The 24,625-nt window shown below is 42.2% G+C and carries 24 protein-coding genes; all 24 read left to right on the top strand.

Annotation, left to right across the window (positions count from 1 at the left end; translation table 11 throughout):
- Positions 1-66 precede the first annotated feature (66 nt).
- Positions 67-555 (top strand): F0F1 ATP synthase subunit B, encoded by a 489-nt coding sequence (atpF, locus tag BUB71_RS10500; RefSeq protein ID WP_073154795.1) that lies wholly within the window; start codon positions 67-69, stop codon positions 553-555.
- Complete coding sequence (locus tag BUB71_RS10495) at positions 552-1,103, top strand: F0F1 ATP synthase subunit delta (protein ID WP_073154794.1); 552 nt, start codon at positions 552-554, stop codon at positions 1,101-1,103. The genes atpF and BUB71_RS10495 overlap by 4 nt, the downstream gene beginning before the upstream one ends.
- Positions 1,104-1,133: 30 nt before the next feature.
- Entirely contained in the window at positions 1,134-2,654 is a 1,521-nt protein-coding gene (gene atpA / locus BUB71_RS10490) for a F0F1 ATP synthase subunit alpha (protein WP_073154793.1), read from the top strand.
- A gap of 38 nt (positions 2,655-2,692) precedes the next feature.
- Positions 2,693-3,568, top strand: a complete 876-nt coding sequence (gene atpG / locus BUB71_RS10485; RefSeq protein WP_073154792.1) for an ATP synthase F1 subunit gamma — start codon at positions 2,693-2,695, stop codon at positions 3,566-3,568.
- A 56-nt stretch (positions 3,569-3,624) separates the two neighbouring features.
- Positions 3,625-5,028 carry a F0F1 ATP synthase subunit beta gene (gene atpD, locus BUB71_RS10480; protein ID WP_073154791.1) on the top strand — a complete coding sequence of 468 codons (1,404 nt, stop codon included), beginning with the start codon at positions 3,625-3,627 and terminating at the stop codon, positions 5,026-5,028.
- A 122-nt stretch (positions 5,029-5,150) separates the two neighbouring features.
- A complete protein-coding gene (locus BUB71_RS10475; protein WP_073154790.1) occupies positions 5,151-5,549 on the top strand; it encodes a F0F1 ATP synthase subunit epsilon in 399 nt (132 codons plus the stop codon).
- Positions 5,550-6,496: 947 nt separating this feature from the next.
- Entirely contained in the window at positions 6,497-7,522 is a 1,026-nt protein-coding gene (locus BUB71_RS10470) for a hypothetical protein (protein WP_073154789.1), read from the top strand.
- A gap of 9 nt (positions 7,523-7,531) precedes the next feature.
- A complete protein-coding gene (locus BUB71_RS10465) occupies positions 7,532-8,137 on the top strand; it encodes a class D sortase (RefSeq protein WP_073154788.1) in 606 nt (201 codons plus the stop codon).
- Between the two features lie 297 nt (positions 8,138-8,434).
- Positions 8,435-9,433, top strand: a complete 999-nt coding sequence (locus tag BUB71_RS10460) for a conjugal transfer protein (RefSeq protein WP_073154787.1) — start codon at positions 8,435-8,437, stop codon at positions 9,431-9,433.
- A gap of 1 nt (position 9,434) precedes the next feature.
- On the top strand, positions 9,435-9,713 hold the full coding sequence (locus BUB71_RS10455; RefSeq protein WP_073154786.1) for a hypothetical protein: 279 nt from the start codon (positions 9,435-9,437) through the stop codon (positions 9,711-9,713).
- Positions 9,714-9,746: 33 nt separating this feature from the next.
- Complete coding sequence (locus BUB71_RS10450) at positions 9,747-10,154, top strand: hypothetical protein (RefSeq protein ID WP_073154785.1); 408 nt, start codon at positions 9,747-9,749, stop codon at positions 10,152-10,154.
- 2 nt (positions 10,155-10,156) lie between these two features.
- Positions 10,157-12,847 (top strand): VirB4 family type IV secretion system protein, encoded by a 2,691-nt coding sequence (locus BUB71_RS10445; protein ID WP_073154784.1) that lies wholly within the window; start codon positions 10,157-10,159, stop codon positions 12,845-12,847.
- Positions 12,848-12,915: 68 nt separating this feature from the next.
- Positions 12,916-15,747 (top strand): hypothetical protein, encoded by a 2,832-nt coding sequence (locus tag BUB71_RS10440; protein ID WP_073154783.1) that lies wholly within the window; start codon positions 12,916-12,918, stop codon positions 15,745-15,747.
- Between the two features lie 156 nt (positions 15,748-15,903).
- Positions 15,904-16,101, top strand: a complete 198-nt coding sequence (locus tag BUB71_RS10435; protein ID WP_073154782.1) for a hypothetical protein — start codon at positions 15,904-15,906, stop codon at positions 16,099-16,101.
- Between the two features lie 261 nt (positions 16,102-16,362).
- The gene (ndhC, locus tag BUB71_RS10430; RefSeq protein ID WP_073154781.1) at positions 16,363-16,731 is read left to right on the top strand and encodes an NADH-quinone oxidoreductase subunit A; all 369 of its coding nucleotides are present in this window, start codon (positions 16,363-16,365) and stop codon (positions 16,729-16,731) included.
- Positions 16,722-17,240, top strand: a complete 519-nt coding sequence (locus BUB71_RS10425; RefSeq protein WP_073154780.1) for a NuoB/complex I 20 kDa subunit family protein — start codon at positions 16,722-16,724, stop codon at positions 17,238-17,240. Before ndhC ends, BUB71_RS10425 begins: the two co-directional genes overlap by 10 nt.
- A complete protein-coding gene (locus BUB71_RS10420; RefSeq protein ID WP_084731417.1) occupies positions 17,237-17,845 on the top strand; it encodes an NADH-quinone oxidoreductase subunit C in 609 nt (202 codons plus the stop codon). The genes BUB71_RS10425 and BUB71_RS10420 overlap by 4 nt, the downstream gene beginning before the upstream one ends.
- Before the next feature lie 3 nt (positions 17,846-17,848).
- Positions 17,849-18,949 (top strand): NADH-quinone oxidoreductase subunit D, encoded by a 1,101-nt coding sequence (locus tag BUB71_RS10415; protein WP_073154779.1) that lies wholly within the window; start codon positions 17,849-17,851, stop codon positions 18,947-18,949.
- Complete coding sequence (gene nuoH / locus BUB71_RS10410) at positions 18,949-19,929, top strand: NADH-quinone oxidoreductase subunit NuoH (RefSeq protein ID WP_073154778.1); 981 nt, start codon at positions 18,949-18,951, stop codon at positions 19,927-19,929. Before BUB71_RS10415 ends, nuoH begins: the two co-directional genes overlap by 1 nt.
- A 22-nt stretch (positions 19,930-19,951) precedes the next feature.
- Positions 19,952-20,407 (top strand): NADH-quinone oxidoreductase subunit NuoI, encoded by a 456-nt coding sequence (gene nuoI / locus BUB71_RS10405; RefSeq protein WP_073154777.1) that lies wholly within the window; start codon positions 19,952-19,954, stop codon positions 20,405-20,407.
- Positions 20,404-20,910 (top strand): NADH-quinone oxidoreductase subunit J, encoded by a 507-nt coding sequence (locus BUB71_RS10400; RefSeq protein WP_073154776.1) that lies wholly within the window; start codon positions 20,404-20,406, stop codon positions 20,908-20,910. The genes nuoI and BUB71_RS10400 overlap by 4 nt, the downstream gene beginning before the upstream one ends.
- Positions 20,910-21,233, top strand: coding sequence for an NADH-quinone oxidoreductase subunit NuoK (nuoK, locus tag BUB71_RS10395; protein WP_073154775.1), 324 nt, complete (start codon positions 20,910-20,912; stop codon positions 21,231-21,233). Before BUB71_RS10400 ends, nuoK begins: the two co-directional genes overlap by 1 nt.
- A gap of 26 nt (positions 21,234-21,259) precedes the next feature.
- Positions 21,260-23,125: an NADH-quinone oxidoreductase subunit L gene (gene nuoL, locus BUB71_RS10390; RefSeq protein ID WP_175552341.1), complete on the top strand. Its 1,866-nt coding sequence runs from the start codon at positions 21,260-21,262 to the stop codon at positions 23,123-23,125.
- Positions 23,122-24,624: a complex I subunit 4 family protein gene (locus BUB71_RS10385; RefSeq protein WP_340148297.1), complete on the top strand. Its 1,503-nt coding sequence runs from the start codon at positions 23,122-23,124 to the stop codon at positions 24,622-24,624. The genes nuoL and BUB71_RS10385 overlap by 4 nt, the downstream gene beginning before the upstream one ends.
- Position 24,625 lies beyond the last annotated feature (1 nt).

Below are 24,625 nucleotides of genomic sequence, written 5' to 3'. Positions count from 1 at the left end.
CATACCAGCGTATGACAGCCGACGAATGGACAGTTATGTTCAACCATCGGAAAGGAGTGAACCCGGATGTTGAAACTAGAAATCGGTACGATGCTGTTTCAAATCATTGCTTTTGTTGTCTTGATGCTCCTCGTATCTCGCTTTGGATTGCGTCCTGTTTTGGGAATGATGAAACATCGTCAAGATCATATTCAGGCACAAATTCGTTCAGTTGAAGAGAACCGTGAGCAAATGGAGAAACTAGTAGAAGAACAGAAAACTGCCTTGCATGAAGCGCGAATCGAAGCAAAAGAGATTATTGAACGCGCCAAAGTCCAGAAGGATCGAGAGGCAGAAGTGATTATTAATCAAGCAAAAGATCGTGCGGAGCGGATGCTTCAGGAGGCGAAATTAGAAATTATCCGTGAGAAAGAGAAAGCGATCAGTGAGCTTCGAGACCAAGTAGGCTTGCTTAGTATTGATCTAGCTGGGAAAGTACTGGGTCAAGAGATCGATTCCAAACAGCAATCAAAGCTGGTGGGTCGTTACCTTGAAGAAGTGGGACGTGTACAATGAGAGATCTAGCTGTTGCAAATCGATATGCGAAAGCGTTTTTCGAAATTGCCTCCGAACAAAGCTTGATCGAAGAGTTAGAAAGTAATCTAAAGCTGATCAATGACGTATTGAAGAGACAGCCTCAGTTAGCTGAACTGCTGATTGCCCCTTCCATTAACGTGACAGCTAAAAAAGAGATTATCAAAACAACTTTTGCCCAAATACATTCGTTATCGCAGAACTTGCTTTTTCTGTTGATTGATCGTCATCGAATTGAGCATTTAGAGGATATCTATCTTTATTTCCATCAGTTTGTGCTCGAAGCTCATGGCGAAGTAGAGGCGATTGTAACATCAGCCACTCCTTTGACAGAAGAAGAAGAAAGGCAACTGATCGAAGTATTTGTTGGGTTAATCAATAAAAAACTATTGCTTACAAAACGTGTAGACTCAGAGCTTTTAGGCGGTGTTGTCGTCCAGATCGATGACCGTGTTTACGATGGTAGCTTACGTACGAAGTTGAAGCGTTTTCAAGAACAATTACAGCATTCACGTGTTGATGTAGGTTAGATCATGACAAGATTGAGGTGATGAACGAGTATGAGCATCAAATCTGAAGAAATCAGTTCACTGATCAAACAGCAGATCGAGAACTATCAGACTGAACTAGAAGTTCTTGATGTGGGTACAGTGATTGTCGTTGGGGACGGAATTGCCCAAGTTCATGGTTTGAAGAATGCAATGGCAGGAGAGCTATTAGAATTCTCTAATGGCGTCATGGGTATGGTACTCAACTTAGAGGAGAACCATGTGGGGGTCATTATTCTAGGTCCTTATACTGGAATCCGTGAGGGTGACCAAGTCAAAAGAACGGGTCGTTTGATGGAGGTGCCTGTTGGTGAATCATTGCTCGGGCGTGTTGTGAACCCACTAGGACAACCATTGGATGGAAAGGGACCGATTGAGACAACAGAATTTCGTCCAATCGAAGCACCAGCACCAGGTGTTTTTGACCGTCAACCCGTATTTGAACCCATGCAAACAGGAATTAAAGCGATTGACTCTATGGTGCCCATTGGTCGGGGTCAACGCGAATTGGTAATTGGTGACCGTCAGACAGGGAAGACCACAATCGCGTTAGACACCATTATCAATCAAAAAGATCAAAATATGATTTGTATCTATGTAGCAATTGGACAGAAAAAGTCCACCGTTGCAAATGTTGTAGAAAAACTGCGTCGTCTTGGGGCTTTAGATTATACCATTGTTGTATCAGCAAGCGCTTCTGATCCAGCACCTCTCTTATTTATCGCACCATATGCCGGCTGTGCAATGGGCGAATATTTTATGTATAACGGCAAGCACGCACTCTGTGTGTATGATGACTTATCAAAACAGGCGGTTGCTTATCGGGAACTTTCCTTATTACTTCGTCGCCCTCCAGGTCGTGAAGCGTATCCAGGGGATGTCTTCTATCTTCATTCTCGCCTTTTAGAACGTGCTGCGAAGTTGAGCGATGAGCGCGGTGGTGGTTCATTAACGGCTCTTCCCTTTATCGAGACACAAGCAGGTGATATCTCTGCTTATATCTCTACGAACGTGATCTCAATTACTGATGGACAAATCTTCCTTGACTCGGATCTGTTTAACTCGGGGATTCGCCCAGCGGTTGACGTAGGCTTTTCTGTATCACGAGTAGGAGGAGATGCACGGATTAAAGCAATGAACAAAATAGCGGGTACTTTGTTACTTGATCATTCACAGTATATGGATCTGAAGGCATTTGCTCAGTTTGGTTCTGATTTAGATCAAGCAACAGTGGCAAAACTAGAACGTGGTGAACGTACGATTGAGATTCTCAAACAGGATGAGCATCAACCACTGCCGATTGATAAACAAGTTGTTGCACTCTATCTTGTAACAAAAGGTCATTTAGATGATGTACCAGTCGCTGATGTACGTCGATTTGAAAAGGAATTCCTCGCCTTCCTCGATGCAGAACATCCAGAAATCTTAAAGAGCATTATTGAAGAGAAGGTTATGACGGATGAGAACGATCAGAAGTTGGTCGAAGCAATCAGTACCTTTAAAAAAGGCTTTATTGTTTCAGATGAGGATTGATCAACGAAAGATTGAACGGAAGGCGGTGAATCGATTCAATGGCACAAAATATGCGTGAGATTAAGCGTCGGATTCGCTCGTTTGATAAGAACCGTCAGATTACGAAGGCGATGAAGATGGTTGCCGCTTCCAAATTGAGGCGCGCCCAACAACAAGCAGAAGCAGCAAGACCTTACGCTGAGAAGTTACGTGATGTAATTGTCCATCTGGCAAATGGAACATCAAATGTAAACCATCCTATGCTCGCTTCAAGACCTGTTCGGAAAGCTGGCTATCTGGTTATCACCTCTGATCGTGGACTAGCAGGAGGTTATAACAGTAACCTACTGCGTAAGTTAACGCAAACCTTGGATCAGCGTCATGATAACAATGATGAATATGTAATCTTTGTTATTGGCCGTAAAGGTCTGGAGTATTTACAGAGACGTAAATATCCTGTCATTGACTATGTAACAGGGTTAGGTGATTCACCTACATTTGCTGGGATTAAAGAAATCGCCAGACAAGCTGTTCAGTTCTATGCGGAAGAGCGATTTGATGAGTTATATCTTGTCTATAACAAGTTTGTGAGTGCTGTTAATCAGCATCCGGAGGAAAAGAGATTACTTCCGCTTGCAGCCGAAGAGCTAGCTCAGTCGCAGGAAGGGACAGCACTATCGACGATGATTGAGTTTGAGCCTTCAGAGGAAGAAGTCTTACAAGTCATTTTGCCAAGGTATGCCGAAACACTTATTTACAGTGCATTGCTAGAAGCGAAGGCAAGTGAATTTGCGATGCGAATGGCTGCCATGACAAATGCAACGGATAATGCAACAGAAATGATTGATAATCTGACGCTTCAATATAACCGAGCTCGTCAAGCAGCGATTACGCAAGAGATCGCCGAGATCGTCGGTGGAGCAAACGCGCTGTAACGGAAACGACGAAAGGGGGGTATGCGTTACGGAAACGCTTTTTCGTAACGGTAGATATGAGTACTGGTCGAGTGATTCAAGTAATGGGTCCGGTTGTCGATATCGCTTTTGAACATGGGCATTTACCGGCAATCAATAACGCAATTAAGATCAACTATGAACAAGATGGAGAAACAGTTGAGCTCGTGGTGGAAGCGGCACTACACTTAGGTGACCACACCGTGCGTACAATCGCCATGGCCTCAACCGATGGGTTAGTCAGAGGGATGGAGGCTGTGGATACAGGAGCAGCTATCTCTGTTCCCGTTGGACGTGAGATATTAGGACGTGTCTTTAATGTATTAGGACAGCCAATTGATGAACAAGGTGAGGTAGGTGCAAAGCAATTTCATGTGATTCATCGTGAACCGCCTACTTTTGAACAACAATCTAACGAGCAGGAATTGCTTGAAACAGGAATTAAAGTTGTGGATCTGCTTGCACCTTATGCAAAGGGTGGTAAGATTGGGCTCTTTGGTGGAGCAGGGGTCGGCAAGACCGTTTTGATTCAAGAATTGATTAACAATATTGCTACGGAACATGGTGGTTTATCCGTTTTCGCAGGTGTTGGAGAGCGTACCCGTGAAGGGAATGGACTCTATGGCGAAATGAAGGATGCTGGTGTTTTGCCAAAGACAGCAATGGTTTTTGGACAGATGAACGAACCACCTGGTGCCCGGATGCGAGTCGCTCTATCCGGCTTGACCATGGCAGAGCATTTCCGCGACTCTGAAGGGCAGGATGTACTTTTATTTATCGATAATATTTTCCGTTTTACCCAAGCAGGTTCTGAAGTGTCTGCGTTACTAGGTCGTATGCCTTCAGCCGTTGGTTATCAACCTACGTTAGCCACTGAAATGGGTCAATTACAGGAGCGAATCACTTCAACGAAGAATGGATCTATTACCTCGATTCAAGCGATCTATGTGCCTGCTGATGACTATACTGACCCAGCTCCAGCAACTACCTTTGCTCACTTAGATGCAACGACGAACTTGGAACGTCGTCTGACACAAAAAGGAATTTATCCTGCTGTTGATCCGCTTGCATCAACATCACGTATCCTTTCTCCTGCAATTGTGGGTGAAGAGCATTACCATGTTGCACGAAGTGTACAAAGCATCCTCCAGCGTTATCAAGAGTTGCAAGATATTATTGCCATGCTGGGTATGGATGAGCTATCTGAAGAGGATAAAGAATTGGTTGCACGGGCACGTCGGATTGAAAAATTCCTTGCACAGCCAATGAATGTTGCTGAACAATTTACCGGGCAGCCTGGTGTGTATGTACCTGTTAAGGAAACGGTACGTAGCTTCAAAGAGATTTTGGAAGGTAAACATGATGATCTACCTGAAGATGCTTTCTATATGGTAGGAACCATCGATGATGCACGTGAAAAAGCGAAAAATCTGGTTGGCTAAGTACAATAATTAAGATGAGCGGGGACGAACTGAGTATTTTAACATAGATGGGTCAATTGTGCCCTGCTCTTGTAGTGAAAAGGATATCCCTTTATCAAGGCCAACCAAAGGATGGTGTTTACATGCAGTTAGATATTGTGACACCAGAGCGGAGAGTTTATAGTGAGCAAGTTACGATGGTGATTGCTCGTGCAGCTGAGGGAGACATCGGAATTTTACCTCAGCATGCTCCACTCGTCAGTCCGCTGAAGGTGACGGCTGTTCAAATTAAAACCCCCAAAGGTGAGCAACGTGTTGCTGTTGGTGGTGGTTTTATCGAAGTACGCCCTGATCATATCACCATCTTGGCTGAGTCTGCTGAGCTACCTGATGAGATTGACCTTGACCGAGCAGTCGCAGCTAAGAAAAGGGCAGAAGAACGAATCGAACAAAAGAGCATAAGCGAAGATGATCTGGTTCGGGCAAAAGTTGCTTTAGATCGTGCTAATGTCCGAATTGAGGTTGCGAATTGGAAGTCGTAATACGTAGAGAAGAATAATTTAGTTTATAAAAGATGTCATAGCATTTAGGTAGAAGAATAAGAAATCGCGGAGTCAATATTTCGAGGCGGGTGGAAAACGGCTCCTTCACCCGCATTTTACTAGGCCTACAAAGCCTTGTTAAGTGTAGCGAAGAATAGGCTGGTAGTACTGTCTGTACACGCCGTGCAAAATTTTTGCTATGCAGCTAAGGCTGCAAGCCTCACTATGACACGATAGCCGGGTTGATGCCCTGAGCGAGCAGATGCGCGTCTTGAAGACATCAACGCATCCTGAAATGAAGGCGAAGCGCGAAATATTGATGGAACTACCTTTGTTTTTAGTCTAAGAGGGCATATACCCTCTTTTTTTTATGGTGAGGACAATTGCAGACTAAAGTCAGACCATTCTGGAAGTATTAAACATAAAAAATATAACTGTAAGTATATTTTATAATATGTTAAACATATTTTTATATTATAATGTGGAGAAGAGTACTAGGGCTCTGTTTTTTTTGAACTGAGTAAATCGATTATTACATTTGTTATTTATGGTTAAATACTACCAAATAAGTAAAAAAAATTGGTTGACAGTGTAGAATTGCGACACTACTATGTATATAGAAAATACTTTCCAATTCTAGGGCAGCTTAATGATTGGAAATAATAGGAAGAGTCTTATTCTACATGGAAACCATCAATTTTGGTGAATGGAGCAAGTTGTGTAGAGATCCATTCAAAAAAGACTTGTTTGGTTATATTTTTCCAAATAATCAGCAGGTGTAAAAATCGACCTCAGTTGATCAAGTACAGAGACGGAAAATGATTCCCTATTTTATATAAATGATTATATATTGGGAATCAATTCGTCGACTTCATGACACAGGCCTACTCTTTTTAAGAATTTGACAGCTGTGAAGGAAGGGAGAAAGTAGTTAAGGGGGATTAGATTTGAACAAAAGAAAATTAGCATCTGGTGCAATTGTTCTATGTCTTTCTATTTTTGCAGTCCATCCCGCAGTTGTTTCAGCTGATAGTAAACTAAACTTAAAGTTTGGTGAAACGAGTAAATCACACACCGTTGCTAAGTCAGTAAATGCATCTACCAAAATCAAGATTAAGTTACCGGATGGTAACGGACCAGGAGATCCTGGTGATGACAGTCAACCTGGTGGAGACGATAAACCCGGTGGAGACAAAGCTGGTGGAGATGATCAACCAGGCGGAGACAAAGCTGGTGGAGATCCTGGTGATGACAGTCAAGCTGGTGGAGACGATAAGCCAGGCGGAGACAAAGCTGGTGGAGATGATCAACCAGGCGGAGACAAAGCTGGTGGAGATGATCAACCCGGTGGAGACAAAGCTGGTGGAGATGATCAACCCGGCGGAGACAAAGCTGGTGGAGATGATCAACCAGGCGGAGACAAAGCTGGTGGAGATGATCAACCAGGCGGAGACAAAGCTGGTGGAGATGATCAACCAGGCGGAGACAAAGCTGGTGGAGATGATCAACCAGGCGGAGACAAAGCTGGTGGAGATGATCAACCAGGCGGAGACAAAGCTGGTGGAGATGATCAACCAGGCGGAGACAACAAACCCGGTGGAGACAACCAACCTGGTGGAGATAACCAACCCGGTGGAGACAACCAACCTGGTGGAGACAACCAACCTGGTGGAGACAACCAACCTGGTCATGGACAAGATCCAGGTAACGGACAAACCCCTGGCGACAATGGTTGGGATGGAGGTTGGAATGGAGATGGCGACAATGTACAACAAGTTGCTTTAAATAATGAAAATTCAACAACCACAACTCCAGATACAACGACAACTCCAGAGACAACTACGAAAGAAGAACCAAAAACAAAAAATGGTGAGAAATTACCGAAAACAGCTTTACCCATTCCTTTTGTTGGTGTAATGGGTCTTGGTTTAACAACGCTGGGCGCAATCCTTCGAGGTAAGAAGAAGAAGTAGTGGAAACGCATGAGAAATAAGTTATCATTATGCTTGGTTCTAATTGGGCTAGCAATGATTGCTTACTCTGTTTATGATTATCTCCCTCAATTTTGGATTGGCGACTACAGCAAATCATCAGTTGAAAAAGAATTAAAAACGAAGAAACATATCAAACAAAAAACAACTTTTATCGCTGACTATAGAGTTAGACCAAAGACAGATGAGGAGTTTGGAAAGCTGATTATATCTGTACCTGATTTTCAGGCAGTGTTGCCAATTGTTGAAGGGACAGATCCTGATCAGCTTGAAAAAGGCGTTGGTCATTTTTCAGGTAGTGTGTTACCGGGTGAAAATGATAATTCCGTTCTTAGCGGACATCGAGATACTGTATTCCGCAGTGCTTGGAAATTAAAGCAAGGTCATCAGTTAATCGTTAAAACATCCGCAGGTATCTTTACCTATCGTATTAATAAAAAGCCTTGGATTGTTGATGATGATGACAGAACGGTCATTGTTTCTCACCATGGAAAACAAATCCTCACATTGACAACCTGTTATCCATTCAATTGGATCGGTTCAGCTCCCCAACGCTATGTGATACAAGCTGAATTAATCAAATCTGAAAAGATTTAGCCCCAATGGAGGGCTACGAATAAAAGAAGAAGTCGTCATGATTTCTTCATAGATAAGGTGAGGCTGTATTTTTAAATTGAGAACGGACATCCCCAGACCAGGGAGTTGTGTAAAAGGTTCCACTGGTGTTGCGTGCCGTTCCGCGATAACGCCTTCTAGTGGTCACAAAATCGCGCCTTTTGCGAGGTATGGTCTAACAACCTTCCTTCACAGCTCGTCACAACACTTGGGGATAGAGGTGATCACCTATCCCCTTTCCTTATTGAGTTGCTTCTTGATTGAAAGGCAGGTGCAACGATGGTCGATCGAAACACAAATTTACTAGAAGCTTTTCGAACGCAAGGTGAACAAAAGCGATTAGAAGAGCCCAAAGCACTTAGCAGCGGAATTGTCCAACCTGTTGTTGGCAAAAAGAAAAAAGCGAAAAATGCACTTATTAAATTGTATGTTAATGGGGCATTGTTGCTAATTTCTGCGGCATTGGTCTTTGTCGCTTATCGGTTAGCAGTCTTGCCTGAAATTTTCCCTCCTGAGACTTCCAATCAAAAGACTGAGACGACGACGAATTCCAACATCGCTCCCTTTGATTTTCAAGGTGCAGGCACATATGCAAATAACTTTGCCTTTCATTGGATTTCAGGTGATCTACCCATGGCGTCTAAATATCTTGCGGTTGGCTATCAATTTCCAGAAAATGTAGCAACTTTAAAACGCCAAATTGTAGACTGGAACCTGGTTTGGGATGTAAATGTCAAATCAGATAAGGAGATACAAATAGTCATTCAAGCTGGGGTAAAAGCAACTGCACAAGATCAGGCTCGTTCTGTTTATCTTTACGTTCCTTTAACACGGGAACCAGGAGGAAAGTATGGGGTAACAGGTATACCCATCTACTTACCATTCCCAGGTAAAGCTAGCTATCAAGCTACCTCAAAAACAGAAGCGCATGTTTCACAACCTGACTCTGAAGCAATTAATAAAAATGTTCAGCTCTTTTTAACAGAGTTTTATGGGGGGGCACCAGAGAAAATCGGTGTTTATTTTGCTGACCAAAAACCACGAAACACCTTAAAAACAGGGCAATTGGTTCAAATCAGAGACACGAAATTATATGAAGTACAAAAAGATAATCCCAATAAAGTAATGATAGAAGCATCTGTAGATGCAAAAGTTGATGGGATGCAAATGTTACAATCATTTAAAATTTACATGACTAAAAATAGTAATCGGTGGTATATAGAGAAGACAGAACCTTATATACCGCTATATGTATCGAAAACAGATGGAGGTGCTTAGCATGTCAATGATGGCAACCATTATGAATTATGCGATGATGTTATTAGATGAAAGTACGGGATTTATGGGTGCAATGATTATGGGGTTACGGATCGTAGGAATTGGTTTTATCGGTTGGACGGCTATCAAAGCAGCGCAAGAAGGAGATGTCTGGGCATCTGTCACCCGTATTGTTCTTGGTGGTGTCACCTTAGCCTTTGTTACAGAAGAAGATTTCCGTAATATGATCATGAATATCATCAAAGAGTTGACACAGAAAACGTTCCAAGGCAAATTTTAGCAAAAATAATCGAGTCGTTGGAGGGAATGCATAATGGCAAAACAAGAGTATGAATCCGATATGCAGCCATTGCAGATTCGCTCATATAATAATGCATTTGACCTTCAATTTCTGGGAGAATCAGCCAAGTCATTTATCATTGACTGGCTTTCTCTAACTTTAGCGATTGAGCTGGTCATGTTGCTGCTCGGTTATATCCCCATTGTGCAAACGTTTTATCAGTGGCTATGGGATCAACAATTTTATATTGTTCAATATGTCATCTTTCCTGTTGCAGCACCATTTGCTATTATCAAATTAACAAAGCGAGATGGCGTCGGATTTTGGCGATGGATTATCATCTTAACCATGGAGAAGCTGTCTCGTGATCGTTTTACACCTTTTGACGAAGGTAATGTTTTGGAACAGGTGCAGGCCAACTTGAGAGGAGAGGAGGATTAGCGATGGCAAAACTTGAAAGCCCTCTTGTGTTGAAAAGGGACAACTTGATTGTTACCAAAGCCGGAAGATACCATGCTGCAGCCTGTTATGAACTAGAACCGATTCATTTCGATTTTAAGAAGATGGATGACTATCAATTATTCCTCTCTCAATTTCAACAAGCCATTTCAAAAATGTATTACTCAGGCATGTTTCTAATGGCCCCCACCCCATATGATCCCGTTGATGACTTGATGAAGGGAGCAAAAACTCCTGAAGTGCTGCAAGAAAGCTTTCTTCATGGCGTTCAACGAATGGCCGCGCATATCAGACAAATTCCCTATAAATATCGAATGTATATGATTATATTTGTAGAACAAGAATCAGGCTCTGCTTTTAAAGAAATAGCGAAAACGATTGCGGAGACTTTCCGCGACTTATCTAAGAAAACACAGCATGCGCTGGGTGGTGAACCATTTACTCTAGCTAAAAGTGAATGGGAAGGATTTAAGGAGAAAGAAGAACAAGTTTTCACCTTCTTTAATCGTTTTATCAGCCTGCGTCGATTGAGGCAGATCGAAGTAGATTGGTTAGTCAGTCGTTGTGCAATGCGTGGAATCGACCCAGCACGTTTATCGAATGAAGATTATATTGAGGATTCTGGCGAGCTGTTATCGGCTTCCCCTGTTGAAGTGATGAAAGCATTTACCGATGTTGCGCTGGATAAAAAAGCGGTTCCTGGCATGTTGCGGTTTGAAAAAGGGTTTCCTGAGGGAGTGAAGAGTGGATACTTTTCATTTATGTGCGTCTCCCGTTTGCCGAAAGGAATGGGCACCTATCCAGGTGATACGACGATCTTTAAGGTGATCCAAGAGCTTGTTCCTTGTCCTGTTGAAGTATGTGTTCAGTTTCAACCGATTAGTCCAGAGGATGTTCGATGGAAGCTAAACACAAGTCGCTATCTCTCACGTGGAAAAGCTGGAAAAGAGATGCAGCGAAAGCAAGAGGTTTCGAAGAAGACACGGGAAGTACTTGGCGAATCAAGGGCATTACAGGAGTATCTGGATGAAACGGAACATCCGATGTTTAAGACGACGATTACGATCTGTACTTGGGGTGAAACGCCAGAGCAAGTCGTATCGAATAGGGAAGAAATTTCAAAAGCACTTCGCAACTACGAATTACAAGTTCCTGTCCTACAACAAAAACAATTATTTTATAATACATTACCCGGTTTTCCAAAGAAGACGGGTTATCAATATTTCCTGCGTTTAACCACAGAGTGGCTAGCAGCAACCATGCCGATTGCATCAACTAAACTAGGTGATCCATATGGATTTTTAATTGGATATACAGGTTTGCAAGAGCTCTATCCAGTCTTGCTTAATCCAAGACGAGGTTCTGAAGATTCGAGACGAGCCTCCACAGGTTCTTGTTTGATTCAAGGAGCGCCCGGTGGTGGTAAATCCGTTCTAGGAAATTATATTGTTCACCAGGAACTCATGCGTGGAGCAAAGGCTCTAATATTCGATCCGAAGAATGAGCGTTGGCATTGGCCTTATGAACTACCTTATCTGCACCCTGTTACCAATGTGGTGACGCTAAAGGAATCAATTGATGACCAAGGGAAATTAGATCCACTTGCTCGTGTGAGAAATCAGATTACAGACACCACTGCAATTGCTTCAGCAAAAGAGATTATTAACTACATGGCGAACCGTCGAAATGATAGCATATATGAGAAAGTGATCGATCATGTAGTGAATGAAGTTGTGGAAGAAAGCAATCGAATTCAGCCTAATATGATGCGTGTAGTAGAAAAGATGCATGATTACTTAGAAGGTAGAGCACGATGGGACTTCCATCCTTCATTAAAAGATAAAATCGATTATGCTGCTGCTGATATTCACTCTACCCTGAAGATGCGTTCACGCTCAGGATTATCAAGACTTCTATTTAATGATGGAACCAACCAACCAGTCGATCTATCCAAACAATTAACCATCTTACAAGTTCAAGGTTTATTGTCAGGGACAAACCAAGATGAGAGTACAGATACTCGGATTCGTAAAGTGGTCTTTATGGCGGTGCTTGATCTAGCACGTGAATTCGCTGATGAGGAAATTGGTTATCGAACTGTTTTTATCGATGAAGCGTACTTTATCACGGATGATAAAGAAGGTGCCTCCATGTTACGGATCTTATTGCGGACAGGACGTTCAAAGCGTAATAATGTCATCCTCTGTCTGCATAATGCCCGTGACCTGAACTTAGATGAAGATAGTAGTGAGGAAGATGGTGGCGGTGAGGTACGGAGTAACGTTACCAACCGATTTTTATATCGTCTTGATGACCGTGCAGAAGCGATTAAGGGTTGTGATTTACTTGGGATTCCAGCAGTGAAGTCAAATGTAGAGCTGCTGAGGGATCGTACGGTAATGGGTTCTGGCTCATTTATGATGAGAGACTTCAATGGTAACGTTGGTTTAGTTCGATTTAATCTCCAGCAAGTTGATCCTGCTCTCTATCGTTGCTTTAATACTTCAGACCCTGAAATTTTAAGAATTCGCGAAGAAAAATTTGGTCACTTCCGAACTATGCGTACACAGGAAGAGATTGCAAAGCTACAGGGGCAACAAGTGCCAGGACAAATCGGAGGACCTTCCATGCAATCACAGCCGCAGATCAAGCCCCCTGCACAAGCACAGCAGTAATGGATGATGAGTAGCAAGTAAATTTTGCTTGCTACCTGTCTTCATTTGCACTGAAAGGAGTGAACATCTTGAAGGGGAACTGGAAGCGCGTTCTTGTTTTGATCATGATCCTATGTGTGGGAATGGCCTTTTTTGTTCCAGTTGGTAACATCTACGCTGATAGTGGAACGATCAATCCTTGGAACGCATTATTTCCATTTACTGGCGATGCATGGGATATGGCTGGAATCAAATTTGGATCCGATCAAAATGCTCCTTTGTTTAAACGCTATCCGATGTGGAGCTATAAATTTTCAACTGATATTTTTTCTAGTACGATTGGGGCATTGGCTTTCTTACCGGTTATCAATCAAATTTTAAGTCTCTGTATGCAGTTTATGGCAGGTGCTGCCATGCTGGTCATCTATATTAGTTCGATGGCTTTTAATTATACAGGGTTTGAAAAGATTGCAGACGCAGTAGGGGAATTTGTCAAGATACTAACTGAAAAGCTATTTTTCGGTGAATTATTTACAGTCGCACTCTTTTTCCTGGGCATTTCATTACTTTTCTCTTTTGGACGGAATGAAGATGTAGCTGGGAAACTGTTGCAAGTCATTGCCAACTTAATCATCGCGCTAACGATCTTGTTTAATATGCAGCCGATTATCTCAGGACTTATTCAATTAGGAAAGACTGGTTCCGACATTGTACTTCAGGCTTATGGAACATTTGGTGCATCAACTGGGAAACTAAAAACATATAGTAGTGATCCAGGTAAAAATGCTTTTCTCAATATTTCCGACCGTTTCTTTGAATATAACCTATTGATCCCTTGGCAGTTTGCGGAATTTGGTGAATATGCACCTGAAAGTCAAAAAGGAAATTGGGCACGACCCCATCAAAGTTGGGTATACAATAAAACTAAAGATCAGTTAACAGCTAATGCCAATCCAGTAACAGAAAAGCTTCAAGATGTAGCAAATAAATTAAAGGAAATTGGTGGCTTTTTAAGAGAAGGTTGGAACAAACTTGCGCCTGGAGATAAGGCAGATATTCATGCAGGCGATCCGATCTTGGTTTCCAAATCACCCGCTGGAATTCCATTTCGCTTTTTCGTTGTCTTTCTCACTTTTACGATTGGGACAGCATATGGCGCATTTTTACTGGCGATTTCAGGAACGGTTGTGATTGCACAGATTTTGATGTTTTTGCTAGCCATTGTCTCACCTTTGGTCTTTTTGATCGCAATGGTGCCTGATTATGGTGGACAAGCACTTATGGGCTGGGTGCGAGCCGTGTTAGGGGCTGCTTTATATAAGATTGTGGTTGCCCAGCTATTGGTGGCTTTATTGTTGATGCAAGAGGCCATCTATGCTGCAACTAGTAACTGGTTAGAAGCCATTTTTGGTCAGATTTGTTTGATGATGGCGTTCTTTGCCTTACGAAAAACCTTTTTTGGAATGTTCCCCGCATTATCAATGGATATGCTAAAGACAGTAGAAGACCAATTGTACGACAAAGGAAAACAAACAGCTTATCAGATCAAGGATACTTTGATCGAAACTGGGAAAACAGCAGCTTTGGGTGCGGCAGCGGCTGCCGGAGTAGCAACAGGAACACCCATGCTGGCTCAAGGTTTAAAACAATTTGGTTCAGGTCCGTTGTCAAAAATGCTTGGTGCTGCCGCTGAGAGTGCAGCAGAGAGACGAAGCGGTGAATCAGATGATCCAATGAACTCTGACAGGGAAAATCCTGGTGAAGTACCTCAACCTCCGCCCAATCAGCAATATCCTCAAGGTGGAATTGATGATGGTGGCAATGATGATAATGGCGACTCAGGCGGAGGTGGTGGAGGACCTCGTAGAGGACCTACGCCAGACCCTACTCCGCAAGGTGGTCAACAACAACCTATGCCAGAAGGTGAAAATCAAGAGCGTCTAAGAACACTACGCACGCGTTACCAACAAGAAACGCTCTTCGATGTTGACAACAAAGGAAATCCAATTACTGGAGATGAACAGACAGGTGAGTCTGCCCGTTTATCACGACGAGGTGTAGTCGATACCGACTGGGAGTTGGGTAATGGTACGCCATCAACCCGAACAGATGTTGGAACTACATTTGCTAGTGGAAACGCAACTTATAGTGGTGGCTCAGCAATGAATATGAGTACTCCTCAGACCGAGTACGAAACGAATTCTCGAACCAATATTCAGCAAACCACGCAACATGTGACGTCGACTCCAAGTACTGGACATAGTGTACCGACTCATTTTAGTGGAGGATCAGGATCATCGCATGTACCAACATCCGATAGCATTGTTTCTCGAGGGTCAATCCCAACGCCTATTCAAACTGGTGGCGTTCATACGCCTTCATCGGGAAATGTACAGCAACATATAACGCAGCAAATTCATAATCACATCAACAAAGCAGGCGATGTTACACACGTAACGCAAAATGTGAAGATGCCTACTCAATCCAGTTCTTCTTCTAGCGGAATAATTCAATCGCCAAGTTCCGGTGGAACACATACGAGAGAAATTATCCGTGAAGGAGGAAGCGGCGGCTCAGGACATATACCCAATTCTTCACAACCGATCAATGTACAAGTAAACCCACAGCAAGTAACAGGTGCTGGGAATAATACAGTGAATGCTGGGGGCTTGTCCAACACAAACCAAACGCAACAACAAAACTTTAATCAAACCGTTAATAAAACGACTCAAGCTCAAGTAAATCAGCAATTCCAGCAAATGATTGATCAAGAGTTTAATAATGAAGAGACTGTACAGATTGTGGAACGAGTCACTCGTGAAGTAGCGGGACAATCAGGAGCCAATGAAGCTGGCTCAGTTGCCAAAAATATCTCTGTAGGTGAAGATGGAAAAAAAGATAAGAATGATAAAAAAGATTAACCTTTTAGCTATGTGGGGATCCATCTTCACATAGCTACATACTGATCAACTAAGATGAGATTGTGATGTACAAATCAGTCACATCATACGAGTCGAAGATTGGCGATAATCAAGATTGTATAAACTTGTTTTTCTCATCGTTAGGGGGAAAACTTTGTGGAGCCAAAGAGGGATTGGAAGTACTTTCTTCGCATCACGGGACTCATCATCTTTTGGGGATTGCTCTGTTTTGTTATTTATTACTATATCTGGGGCATTGGAATCTCCAAGGCACAGGGGAAAGAACTCTCCAGCAAATTTCCAATTCAAATTGAAAACAAGAGAGTCGAACCGTTAAAAAAACAACAAACATAAGAACGCCTATAAACCCATCCTTTAGTGGGTTTTTCTTTATCTTTAAAAGTTAAATTTGCGAGTTATCAGTATAAAACTGAATTGATTCTTGTTAATTTAGGGTATAGGTAGTGTATAATCGAAAAATAAAGAGATTAACATTTTATTGAACTTTTTGCGATTCATGAAGGAACTATTTACCTACAAGAAGTAACCTTCAAATATCTTATGATTGCCAAAAGAGAAGAGGCAATTTTTTGAATTGAATCAGGAGGGTTGGTAATGAATCATAATTTGCTCGTAATCACTCTCTTTCTTGTGCTTGGACTTGCACTGCCAATCGCCGCTTTTACACTAAGCCGCTTTTTACGTCCAGATATTCCTTCTGTCGAGAAGAGATTAAACTATGAAAGTGGGCTTGCACCTCAAGAGGGAAGCTGGGTTCAGTTCCATGTACGTTATTATCTCTTTGCATTGCTTTTTGTCATCTTTGATGTAGAAACCGCTTTCCTCTATCCTTGGGCAGTGGTTTACGATTCATTGCGAAGCAGTATGGGGCTCATGATTCTTGGTGAAATGGTGCTGTTTCTTTTCTTTTTGGTATTGGGTCTCGTCTACGCTTGGAAAAAGAAGGTGTTGGAATGGAAATGAACCTAGAGCAGTATCAACCTTGGGAAGAAGAGGAATTTAAGCGCAACGTCTTAACCACAACACTTGATCAAGTAAAAGCATGGGCGCGTAGCAACTCAATGTGGCCATTAACGTTTGGTCTAGCTTGTTGTGCAATCGAGATGATGGGAACGGGTGGTTCACACTATGATCTAGATCGGTTTGGTGTCATTTTCCGCGCTTCACCTAGACAATCCGACCTGATGATCGTAGCAGGTACCGTAACGAAGAAGATGGGCCCATTGCTCCGTCGACTGTATGACCAGATGCCAGAGCCAAAATGGGTGATCGCGATGGGCTCTTGTGCAACGGCTGGTGGCCCTTATGTAAAGTCGTACTCAGTCATTAAAGGAGTAGATCAAATTGTACCGGTTGATGTATATATTCCAGGTTGTCCCCCTAATCCAGCAGCATTGATCTATGGCATTCATAAGTTGCAGGAAAAGATTCGTTATGAAGCAAAACACGGAAAGCGGGTGACCCATACATGACAGAGGAAAATAACAAGGAGGAGAAAACTGCACAATCAAAAGAAGATCAAGAGAAAAAACCAGTTCAAAGACCTGCCGCCAGACCGCGACCGCGAGTGAAAAAGGAGGCACCACCACCTGAGCCATCGCCAAAAGAGCCATTACTTGCTGAGTTGGTTCAGCAAGTGACAGAGAAGCTAGGTGAACAGGCAATTGAGGAATCATATGTGAATCAAAATGGTGAGCATCTACTTACATTGGTAGTAAACCGCGATCATTGGGCAAAATTGGCTTCTTTACTAAAGCAGGAAGCAAATTGGCAATATACGTATTTGCAAAACTGTGCTGGTGTTGATCAGCAAACGTATTTTGAAGTTGTCTATCATCTCTATTCTCTTGAACATCATGATCAAATTTGCGTTCATGTGAAAGTTGACCGGGATCAGCCTGAAATACCTTCTGTGGTTAACATTTGGCCTGCTGCGAATTGGCATGAACGAGAAATATATGATCTGTTGGGGATTCAATTTACAGGTCATCCTAATTTACAGCGCATTCTTATGCCAGATGAATGGGAAGGGTATCCACTTCGTAAAGATTATCAACCATTAGACGAGGGGGTGTAGATTTTGTTAAGGACAGAGGAAATGCTGCTTAATGTGGGCCCACAGCATCCAAGTACACATGGTGTATTAAGAATCGTTGTAAAAATCGATGGGGAAGTGATTCGAGAAGCAACGCCTGTAATTGGCTACTTACATCGCGGGACAGAAAAGTTAGCAGAAGACTTAAACTACACACAGATTATTCCCTATACAGATCGGATGGACTATGTTTCTGCGATGTCCAATAACTATGTGCTTGTCCATGCTGTAGAGACAATGTTAAAGCTTGAAATCCCAGAAAGAGCAGAATACTTACGAGTGATTACGTTAGAGCTAAATCGAATCGCTAGTCATCTAGTGTGGATGGGTACATATCTGTTAGATATCGGTGCGTTAAGCCCATTCCTATATGCATTTCAAGATCGTGAAAAGATTCTCGACTTATTTAATGAGCTTTGTGGTGCCCGATTGACCTATAACTATATGCGTGTCGGTGGAGTCAAATGGGATGCTCCAAATGGATGGCTTCAGAAAGTAGAGCAATTTATCACGATGATGGAAAAAAGAATGAAGGATTATCATCAATTGATTACAGGGAATGAAATTTTTATTCAACGTACTCGGGGTGTTGGTGTCTATAGTCAAGAAATGGCGATTCAATATGCCTTATCTGGTGCAAACCTTCGAGTGACAGGATTACAACGAGATTTACGTAAAGAACATCCCTATTCGATCTATGATCGATTTCAATTTGATGTTCCTGTGGGTCGTCATGGTGATCTGTATGATAAATATCTTTGTCGAATGAATGAAGTGGAAGAATCATTGAAGATAGTCGGACAAGCACTAGCTTCTTTCCCCGAAAAAGGACGTGTGCTTGGGAAAGTACCTCGCGTTTTACGCGTTCCAGAGGGTGAGTGCTATGTTTCAATTGAATCTCCTAGAGGGGAACTAGGCTGCTATCTTGTTAGCAAAGGTAAAGATAAACCTTGGCGCTTGAAGTTTCGTCGACCTTCATTTTGCAATCTGCAAATTTTGCCTGTGTTACTGCGAGGAGAAAATATGGCAAATTTAGTTGCGATTCTAGGTGGCATCGATATAGTGCTTGGGGAGGTCGATTGTTGATGGACTGGTTGTTTTATATAATTGGTCCCATTCTCTTACTCGGGATCATGTTAGGATTTGTAACATATGCAATTTTATTTGAACGTAAAGTAATCGGCTGGATTCAGAATCGTCCAGGACCAAATCAGGTAGGGCCTTGGGGTGTTTTTCAGACTGTCGCCGATATCTTTAAACTATTGACAAAGGAAGACATCGTCCCTGAACGGGCAGACCAAACGCTATTTAAAATTGCCCCCATTATCACCTTTGTTCCTGCATTTCTCGTTTTAGCAGTGATTCCTTTCACAGATCGAATTCGATTTGCGGATTTAGCTGTTGGGCTACTCTATTACATGGCGATCTCAAGTATTACTACGATGGGCATTCTCGTTGGATCATGGTCAGGTAACAACAAATATGCGCTACTTGGTGGAATGCGGTCAGCAGCGCAGATGATCAGCTATGAGATTCCCTTGGTCATGTCTGTGATTGGGGTCGTCATGAGCGCTCATACGCTAAACTTAACAAAAATTGTGGCAGCACAAAATGAAGTTTGGTTTATCTTTCCACAGTTGATTGGCTTTGTTGTTTTTCTGATCGCTTCGATTGCGGAGTTAAATCGAACCCCCTTTGACTTGCCTGAGGCAGAGTCAGAGTTAGTTGCAGGATATCATGTTGAATATACTGGATTTCGCTTTGCCTTCTTTATGTTAACAGAATATGCCTATATCTTTGCTATGGCCTCACTTACAACGATCCTTTTTCTTGGTGGTTGGCAAGCACCTTTTGGTTGGACATTTCTACCTCCGCTTATCTGGTTCATACTTAAATTTGCGGTGATTGTATTTTTACTTTTTTGGCTACGTGGTACACTTCCACGATTAAGGACAGATCAATTAATGGAGTTTGCTTGGAAAGTTTTGCTTCCACTCGCATTGTTTAATATCTTTTTAACCGCTGTATTGAAAGAAGTACCATGGATTCAAACTTTTTATCGCTAGCTTTGAGAAAGGGGAGCTTTCAATGTTTGGATTAGTCAAAGGCTTAGGGCTTACCTTGAAAAATATGGTTAAACCCAGAGTAACTTACAAATATCCTCATGAACCATTGGAAATGCCCAATCGCTTTCGGGGGATTCAATATTTTATTCCTGAGCTCTGTATTGTTTGTAATCAATGTGTGCGTATCTGTCCAACTGATTGTATCACTTTGACAGGCAAGAAAAGTGATGATCCAAATGTCAAAGGGAAAGTGATTGATACTTATGAGATCAATTTTGAGATTTGTATCCTTTGTGACTTATGTACGGAAGTATGCCCGACAGAAGCAGTCGTGATGACTAATCATTATGAGCTTGCCACTTATAGTCGTGATGATTTGTATAAAGACATGGAATGGCTCAGTCAAAATAATACTTTGGTTCGGAAAGAGAATACTCTTCATCCATTACCTAAGAAAACAGGGGCGAAGAAAGCATGACAGGAGAATTTTTTGCTTTTTTTATCTTAGCGATCTGTGCGATTGGTGGAGCCGTCTTTATGATTCATTTTGATCGAGTGATGCATATGGCTTTATCCCTCGCTTTTACTTTTTTTGCAATTGCAGGGTTATTTTTCTTACTTGATGCTGAGTTTGTAGCTGTGATTCAAATTTTAATCTATGCCGGGGCTGTATCGATTTTGATGTTATTTGGTATTATGCTGACCAAGCATCAGGAGAAAGAGCAGACTTTTACCCGCACGAAGCTGCACCAATGGCTTAGTTTTCTATTTGCGCTTGGTTTTCTAGCTATTTTGATGAGTGTGATTTACCTTGCTCCATTTACATTGCCTGCAGGTGATCAATCTCTTTATTCTGTAAATAAGTTGGCAGAGCAATTGTTTAAAAGTGGATATGTATTACCGTTTGAATTAACGTCTTTACTCTTGTTAGTTGCTTTGATTGGCTCGATTATCCTTGCCAAAAAGGAGGAGAAGGAGTAGTGCAGATTACTTCGTATTTAGCCTTAGCTGCAATCCTCTTCAGTATCGGACTCTATGGTGTACTATCCAAACGAAATGCCGTCATTGTGCTCTTTTCCATTGAGCTCATGCTAAATGCGGTGAATATTAATCTGGTTGCCTTTTCTAAATATGGTCTCAACCCGAGTGTAACAGGGCATATTTTTTCGCTCTTTACCATCACAGTTGCAGCGGCTGAAGCAGCGGTAGGGATTGCGATCCTATTAGCCCTCTACCGTTTGCGAGGCACATCTAATGTAGATGAGTATGACTCATTAAAGGATGAATCCGATTTACAAAAATGAAATCTATTTAACGAGGATGGATGTATATGAGATGGATTACTCTGACCATTCTTCTCTTGCCATTACTCTCTTTTCTGCTACTAATTGGCGGTAGAAAATGGCGAAGTCGTGGACTTGTAGCAGGGATTGGTGTACTTACATCATATGGTGCTTTTCATTTATCCAGTTATTTGCTCATGAACATGATTCAAAAAAAGACACAAGTCGTCATTTCGATGCCTTGGTTAACCCTCTCAGATCAGGTCGTGCACTTGGGAATCAAGATTGGCGCTTTACAAGCAGTTATGCTTGTGTTGGTCAGTTTGGTAAGTTGTCTTGTGCAAATTTATTCCTGGGGTTACATGCGTGATGATGAGAGATTTCCCGTCTTCTTTGCATACTTAGGTCTGTTTACTTTTTCTATGTTAGGGCTTGTCTCATCAGCTAACTTGTTGCAAATCTATATTTTCTGGGAGCTTGTAGGTCTTTGTTCCTTTTTATTAATTGGCTATTGGTATTACAAACCTGAGGCGCGCGATGCAGCGAAAAAGGCTTTTATTGTGACGCGGATCGGTGATGTTGGATTTTTTATTGCGATTCTTATGATCTTCTGGAAGATCGGGAGTTTTGAACTAGATGCTGTAAGTAAAGCTGTTTCCACAGGGACGATCAGTGGTGTCTGGGTTACCTGGATCGCAATCCTCATTTTGATCGGAGCAATTGGTAAGTCAGGGCAATTTCCACTACATACTTGGTTGCCAGATGCCATGGAAGGTCCAACACCTGTGAGTGCATTGATCCATGCGGCTACAATGGTGACCGCTGGAATTTATCTTGTGGCTGCTACCTTCCCAGTCTTTTTAGCCTCATCGTATGCTTTAGATATCGTGTCATACATTGGAGGCTTTACGGCTATTTTTGCTGCTTGTATCGCATTGGTACAAACGGATATCAAGCGTGTACTCGCTTATTCCACTGTTAGTCAGTTAGGTTATATGATGTTGGCATTAGGATCAAAAGGCTATGTGGAAGGGATCTTTCACCTCGTTACACATGGTTTCTTTAAAGCTTTATTATTTTTAGCTGCTGGAGCAGTTATTGTTAGTCTTCATCATGAACAGGATTTGCGCAAGATGGGAGGGCTATGGAAAAAGAATCGAGGTTTAGCAATCTGGTTTTTGATCGGCTGTTTTGCCTTAGTTGGATTACCGCCATTCTCAGGTTTCTTTTCAAAAGACGAAATCCTACAAACAGTCTATATGGATGGGCGAATTGGACTCTTTGTACTGGCGCTAATTACTGTTTTCCTAACAGCATTCTATGTTTTCCGTTTATACCATCTGATTTTCGCCGGCACTAGTCGCACAGAGCAAAAAAATACTCCTGTACCAAAAGTGATGATGGTGCCGATTGCCATCTTAGGCTTACTCTCGACCTTAGCAGGGTTCGTACAGTTCCCAAAAGCGTATTTTTCCAGCTTTTTACTTCAAGGAAGCAAACTCGCTTCCCTTACATCAGAGGCAGCGCCTGCTTGGATTGGATGGGTAGCTGTTTTGTTTTCACTTTTTGGAGTTGGTTTAGCTACACTTCTATACTGGCGCGGATATCAACCTGCAAAACCGAGAGTCGGTCTGATCGGCTGGGCACATCGTATCTTAGAGCAAAAGTTTTATATTGACCAGCTTTATCATTATGTTTTTGCCCTTCCATTAAAGGGACTTGGCTATTTTCTAATTGGTTGGGATCGATTTGTTGTGGGAGGCTTAGTGCGATTAGTCGGACTGGTTCCTGTTGGTTTATCTCGTATTGCGAGCATGTTGCAAAACGGGCAAACACAAACTTATGCCCTAGTGAGTCTAATTGGTTTTATCCTATTGGTAATCGGTGTTACAGTGGGGAGGTTTTTTAGTTGAAAACATGGATGAATTGGTTGCCAACCATTATTATTTTCGCCCCTCTGTTAGGTCTGTTCATTTTATTGTTTACGCCTAAAAAGAAGCAAAATCTTATTCGAGTGATTGGGATTGTTGCTACTTTGCCATCACTTGCTTTGCTGTTATATCTCTTTCAGCACTTTGATCTTGGTCAGAAAGATTGGCAGTGGGTTCAAAACATTCCTTGGTTTCAGTTTACCTTTGCAGGCGAACGTGGATGGGCGTTTTTCTATCATCTGGGAGTAGATGGAATCTCTATGCCCTTGCTTTTCATGACAGCTTTGATCTCTACTTTAACAGCAATTGCTTCAGTCAAAATCCAATCTAGAATTCGTGAATATTATATGCTACTCCTGCTGATGGAAACGAGCATGCTCGGTGTGTTCTTTTCACTCAACCTATTCTTATTCTTTATCTTTTTTGAAGTCATTTTAGTTGCGATGTACTTCTTAATCGGCATATGGGGACAGATTCAGAAGGAACGGGCGGCAAATCTCTTCTTGCTTTATAACGGTTTGGGCTCTGGTTTTCTGCTATTTGCGATGGTATTGCTGTTGATGATGTGTAATACGCTTGAATTTCCGGATATTTCCAAAATGATCCCTTTGGCTGCCAAAGCGGAACCGACATTTACTTGGGTCATTTTTTGGTCATTACTGATTGCATTTGCGATCAAATTACCGATCTTTCCATTCCATACTTGGATGCTCCGTGTTCATGTACAGGCAGCACCATCAGTCGTGATGATTCATGCTGGGATCTTATTAAAAATTGGCGCTTATGGGCTACTACGCTTTCATGTGGGCTGGTTTCCAGAACAGATGAAACAAGTCTCGATTCTATTGATCACTTTTGGTTTGATCAATCTTTTCTATGGTGCGATACTCGCCTTTGTTCAGAAGGAGCTCAGGCAAGTGTTAGCATATTCAAGCATTAGCCATATGGGGATATTGTTAGTTGGGATCGCTTCCATGCAATTGATTGGTTTGCAAGGAGCTTTATTTCAAGCGATTTCACATGGTTTTATCGCTGCGCTTTTCTTCTTCCTTGTTGCGATCCTATACGAACGTACAAACACAACTGAATTAAATGAGCTAGGCGGTTTGACAAAGTCAATGCCTTACTTTGCAGGATTTTTATTATTCACGGGTCTTGCATCACTTGGTTTACCAGGATTATCAGGGTTTATCAGTGAGTTTCTGTCCTTTTTAGGGCTCTTTCGTCAGCATGTCATCCTGGGCTCCATTGCATCGCTTGGCTTAATTTTTGCGGCAGTCTATATCCTTCGTGCGATGATGAAGATTAATTATGGTCCAACACCTAAGCGATTTGATCAATTAAGTGATCTCAGATGGACAGAAAGTTTGCCCATCGCTGTTTTTGTAGCAGTGATTATTGGCATCGGTATCGCTCCTGATCTAATCGGGAAATCAATGCAAATGACTTTGCAGATGATGCTAGAACGGATTGGAGGATAGA

The organism is Seinonella peptonophila (genome assembly GCF_900129355.1).
Taxonomy (GTDB): Bacteria; Bacillota; Bacilli; order Thermoactinomycetales; family Thermoactinomycetaceae; genus Seinonella; species Seinonella peptonophila.
Note: the sequence above shows the minus strand (reverse complement) of the source record. Positions and strands in the feature narration are given on the sequence as shown.

Bases quoted from the DNA above. Each gene is read 5' to 3' on its own strand.
- atpD (WP_073154791.1), top strand. From the start codon at position 3,625: ATGAGTACTGGTCGAGTGATTCAAGTAATGGGTCCGGTTGTCGATATC.
- BUB71_RS10450 (WP_073154785.1), top strand. From the start codon at position 9,747: ATGGCAAAACAAGAGTATGAATCCGATATGCAGCCATTGCAGATTCGC.
- nuoI (WP_073154777.1), top strand. From the start codon at position 19,952: ATGTTTGGATTAGTCAAAGGCTTAGGGCTTACCTTGAAAAATATGGTT.
- BUB71_RS10445 (WP_073154784.1), top strand. From the start codon at position 10,157: ATGGCAAAACTTGAAAGCCCTCTTGTGTTGAAAAGGGACAACTTGATT.
- atpA (WP_073154793.1), top strand. From the start codon at position 1,134: ATGAGCATCAAATCTGAAGAAATCAGTTCACTGATCAAACAGCAGATC.
- atpF (WP_073154795.1), top strand. From the start codon at position 67: ATGTTGAAACTAGAAATCGGTACGATGCTGTTTCAAATCATTGCTTTT.
- ndhC (WP_073154781.1), top strand. From the start codon at position 16,363: ATGAATCATAATTTGCTCGTAATCACTCTCTTTCTTGTGCTTGGACTT.
- atpG (WP_073154792.1), top strand. From the start codon at position 2,693: ATGGCACAAAATATGCGTGAGATTAAGCGTCGGATTCGCTCGTTTGAT.
- BUB71_RS10475 (WP_073154790.1), top strand. From the start codon at position 5,151: ATGCAGTTAGATATTGTGACACCAGAGCGGAGAGTTTATAGTGAGCAA.
- BUB71_RS10420 (WP_084731417.1), top strand. From the start codon at position 17,237: ATGACAGAGGAAAATAACAAGGAGGAGAAAACTGCACAATCAAAAGAA.
- BUB71_RS10495 (WP_073154794.1), top strand. From the start codon at position 552: ATGAGAGATCTAGCTGTTGCAAATCGATATGCGAAAGCGTTTTTCGAA.
- BUB71_RS10460 (WP_073154787.1), top strand. From the start codon at position 8,435: ATGGTCGATCGAAACACAAATTTACTAGAAGCTTTTCGAACGCAAGGT.
- BUB71_RS10465 (WP_073154788.1), top strand. From the start codon at position 7,532: ATGAGAAATAAGTTATCATTATGCTTGGTTCTAATTGGGCTAGCAATG.
- nuoL (WP_175552341.1), top strand. From the start codon at position 21,260: ATGAGATGGATTACTCTGACCATTCTTCTCTTGCCATTACTCTCTTTT.
- nuoH (WP_073154778.1), top strand. From the start codon at position 18,949: ATGGACTGGTTGTTTTATATAATTGGTCCCATTCTCTTACTCGGGATC.
- BUB71_RS10400 (WP_073154776.1), top strand. From the start codon at position 20,404: ATGACAGGAGAATTTTTTGCTTTTTTTATCTTAGCGATCTGTGCGATT.
- BUB71_RS10425 (WP_073154780.1), top strand. From the start codon at position 16,722: ATGGAAATGAACCTAGAGCAGTATCAACCTTGGGAAGAAGAGGAATTT.
- BUB71_RS10455 (WP_073154786.1), top strand. From the start codon at position 9,435: ATGTCAATGATGGCAACCATTATGAATTATGCGATGATGTTATTAGAT.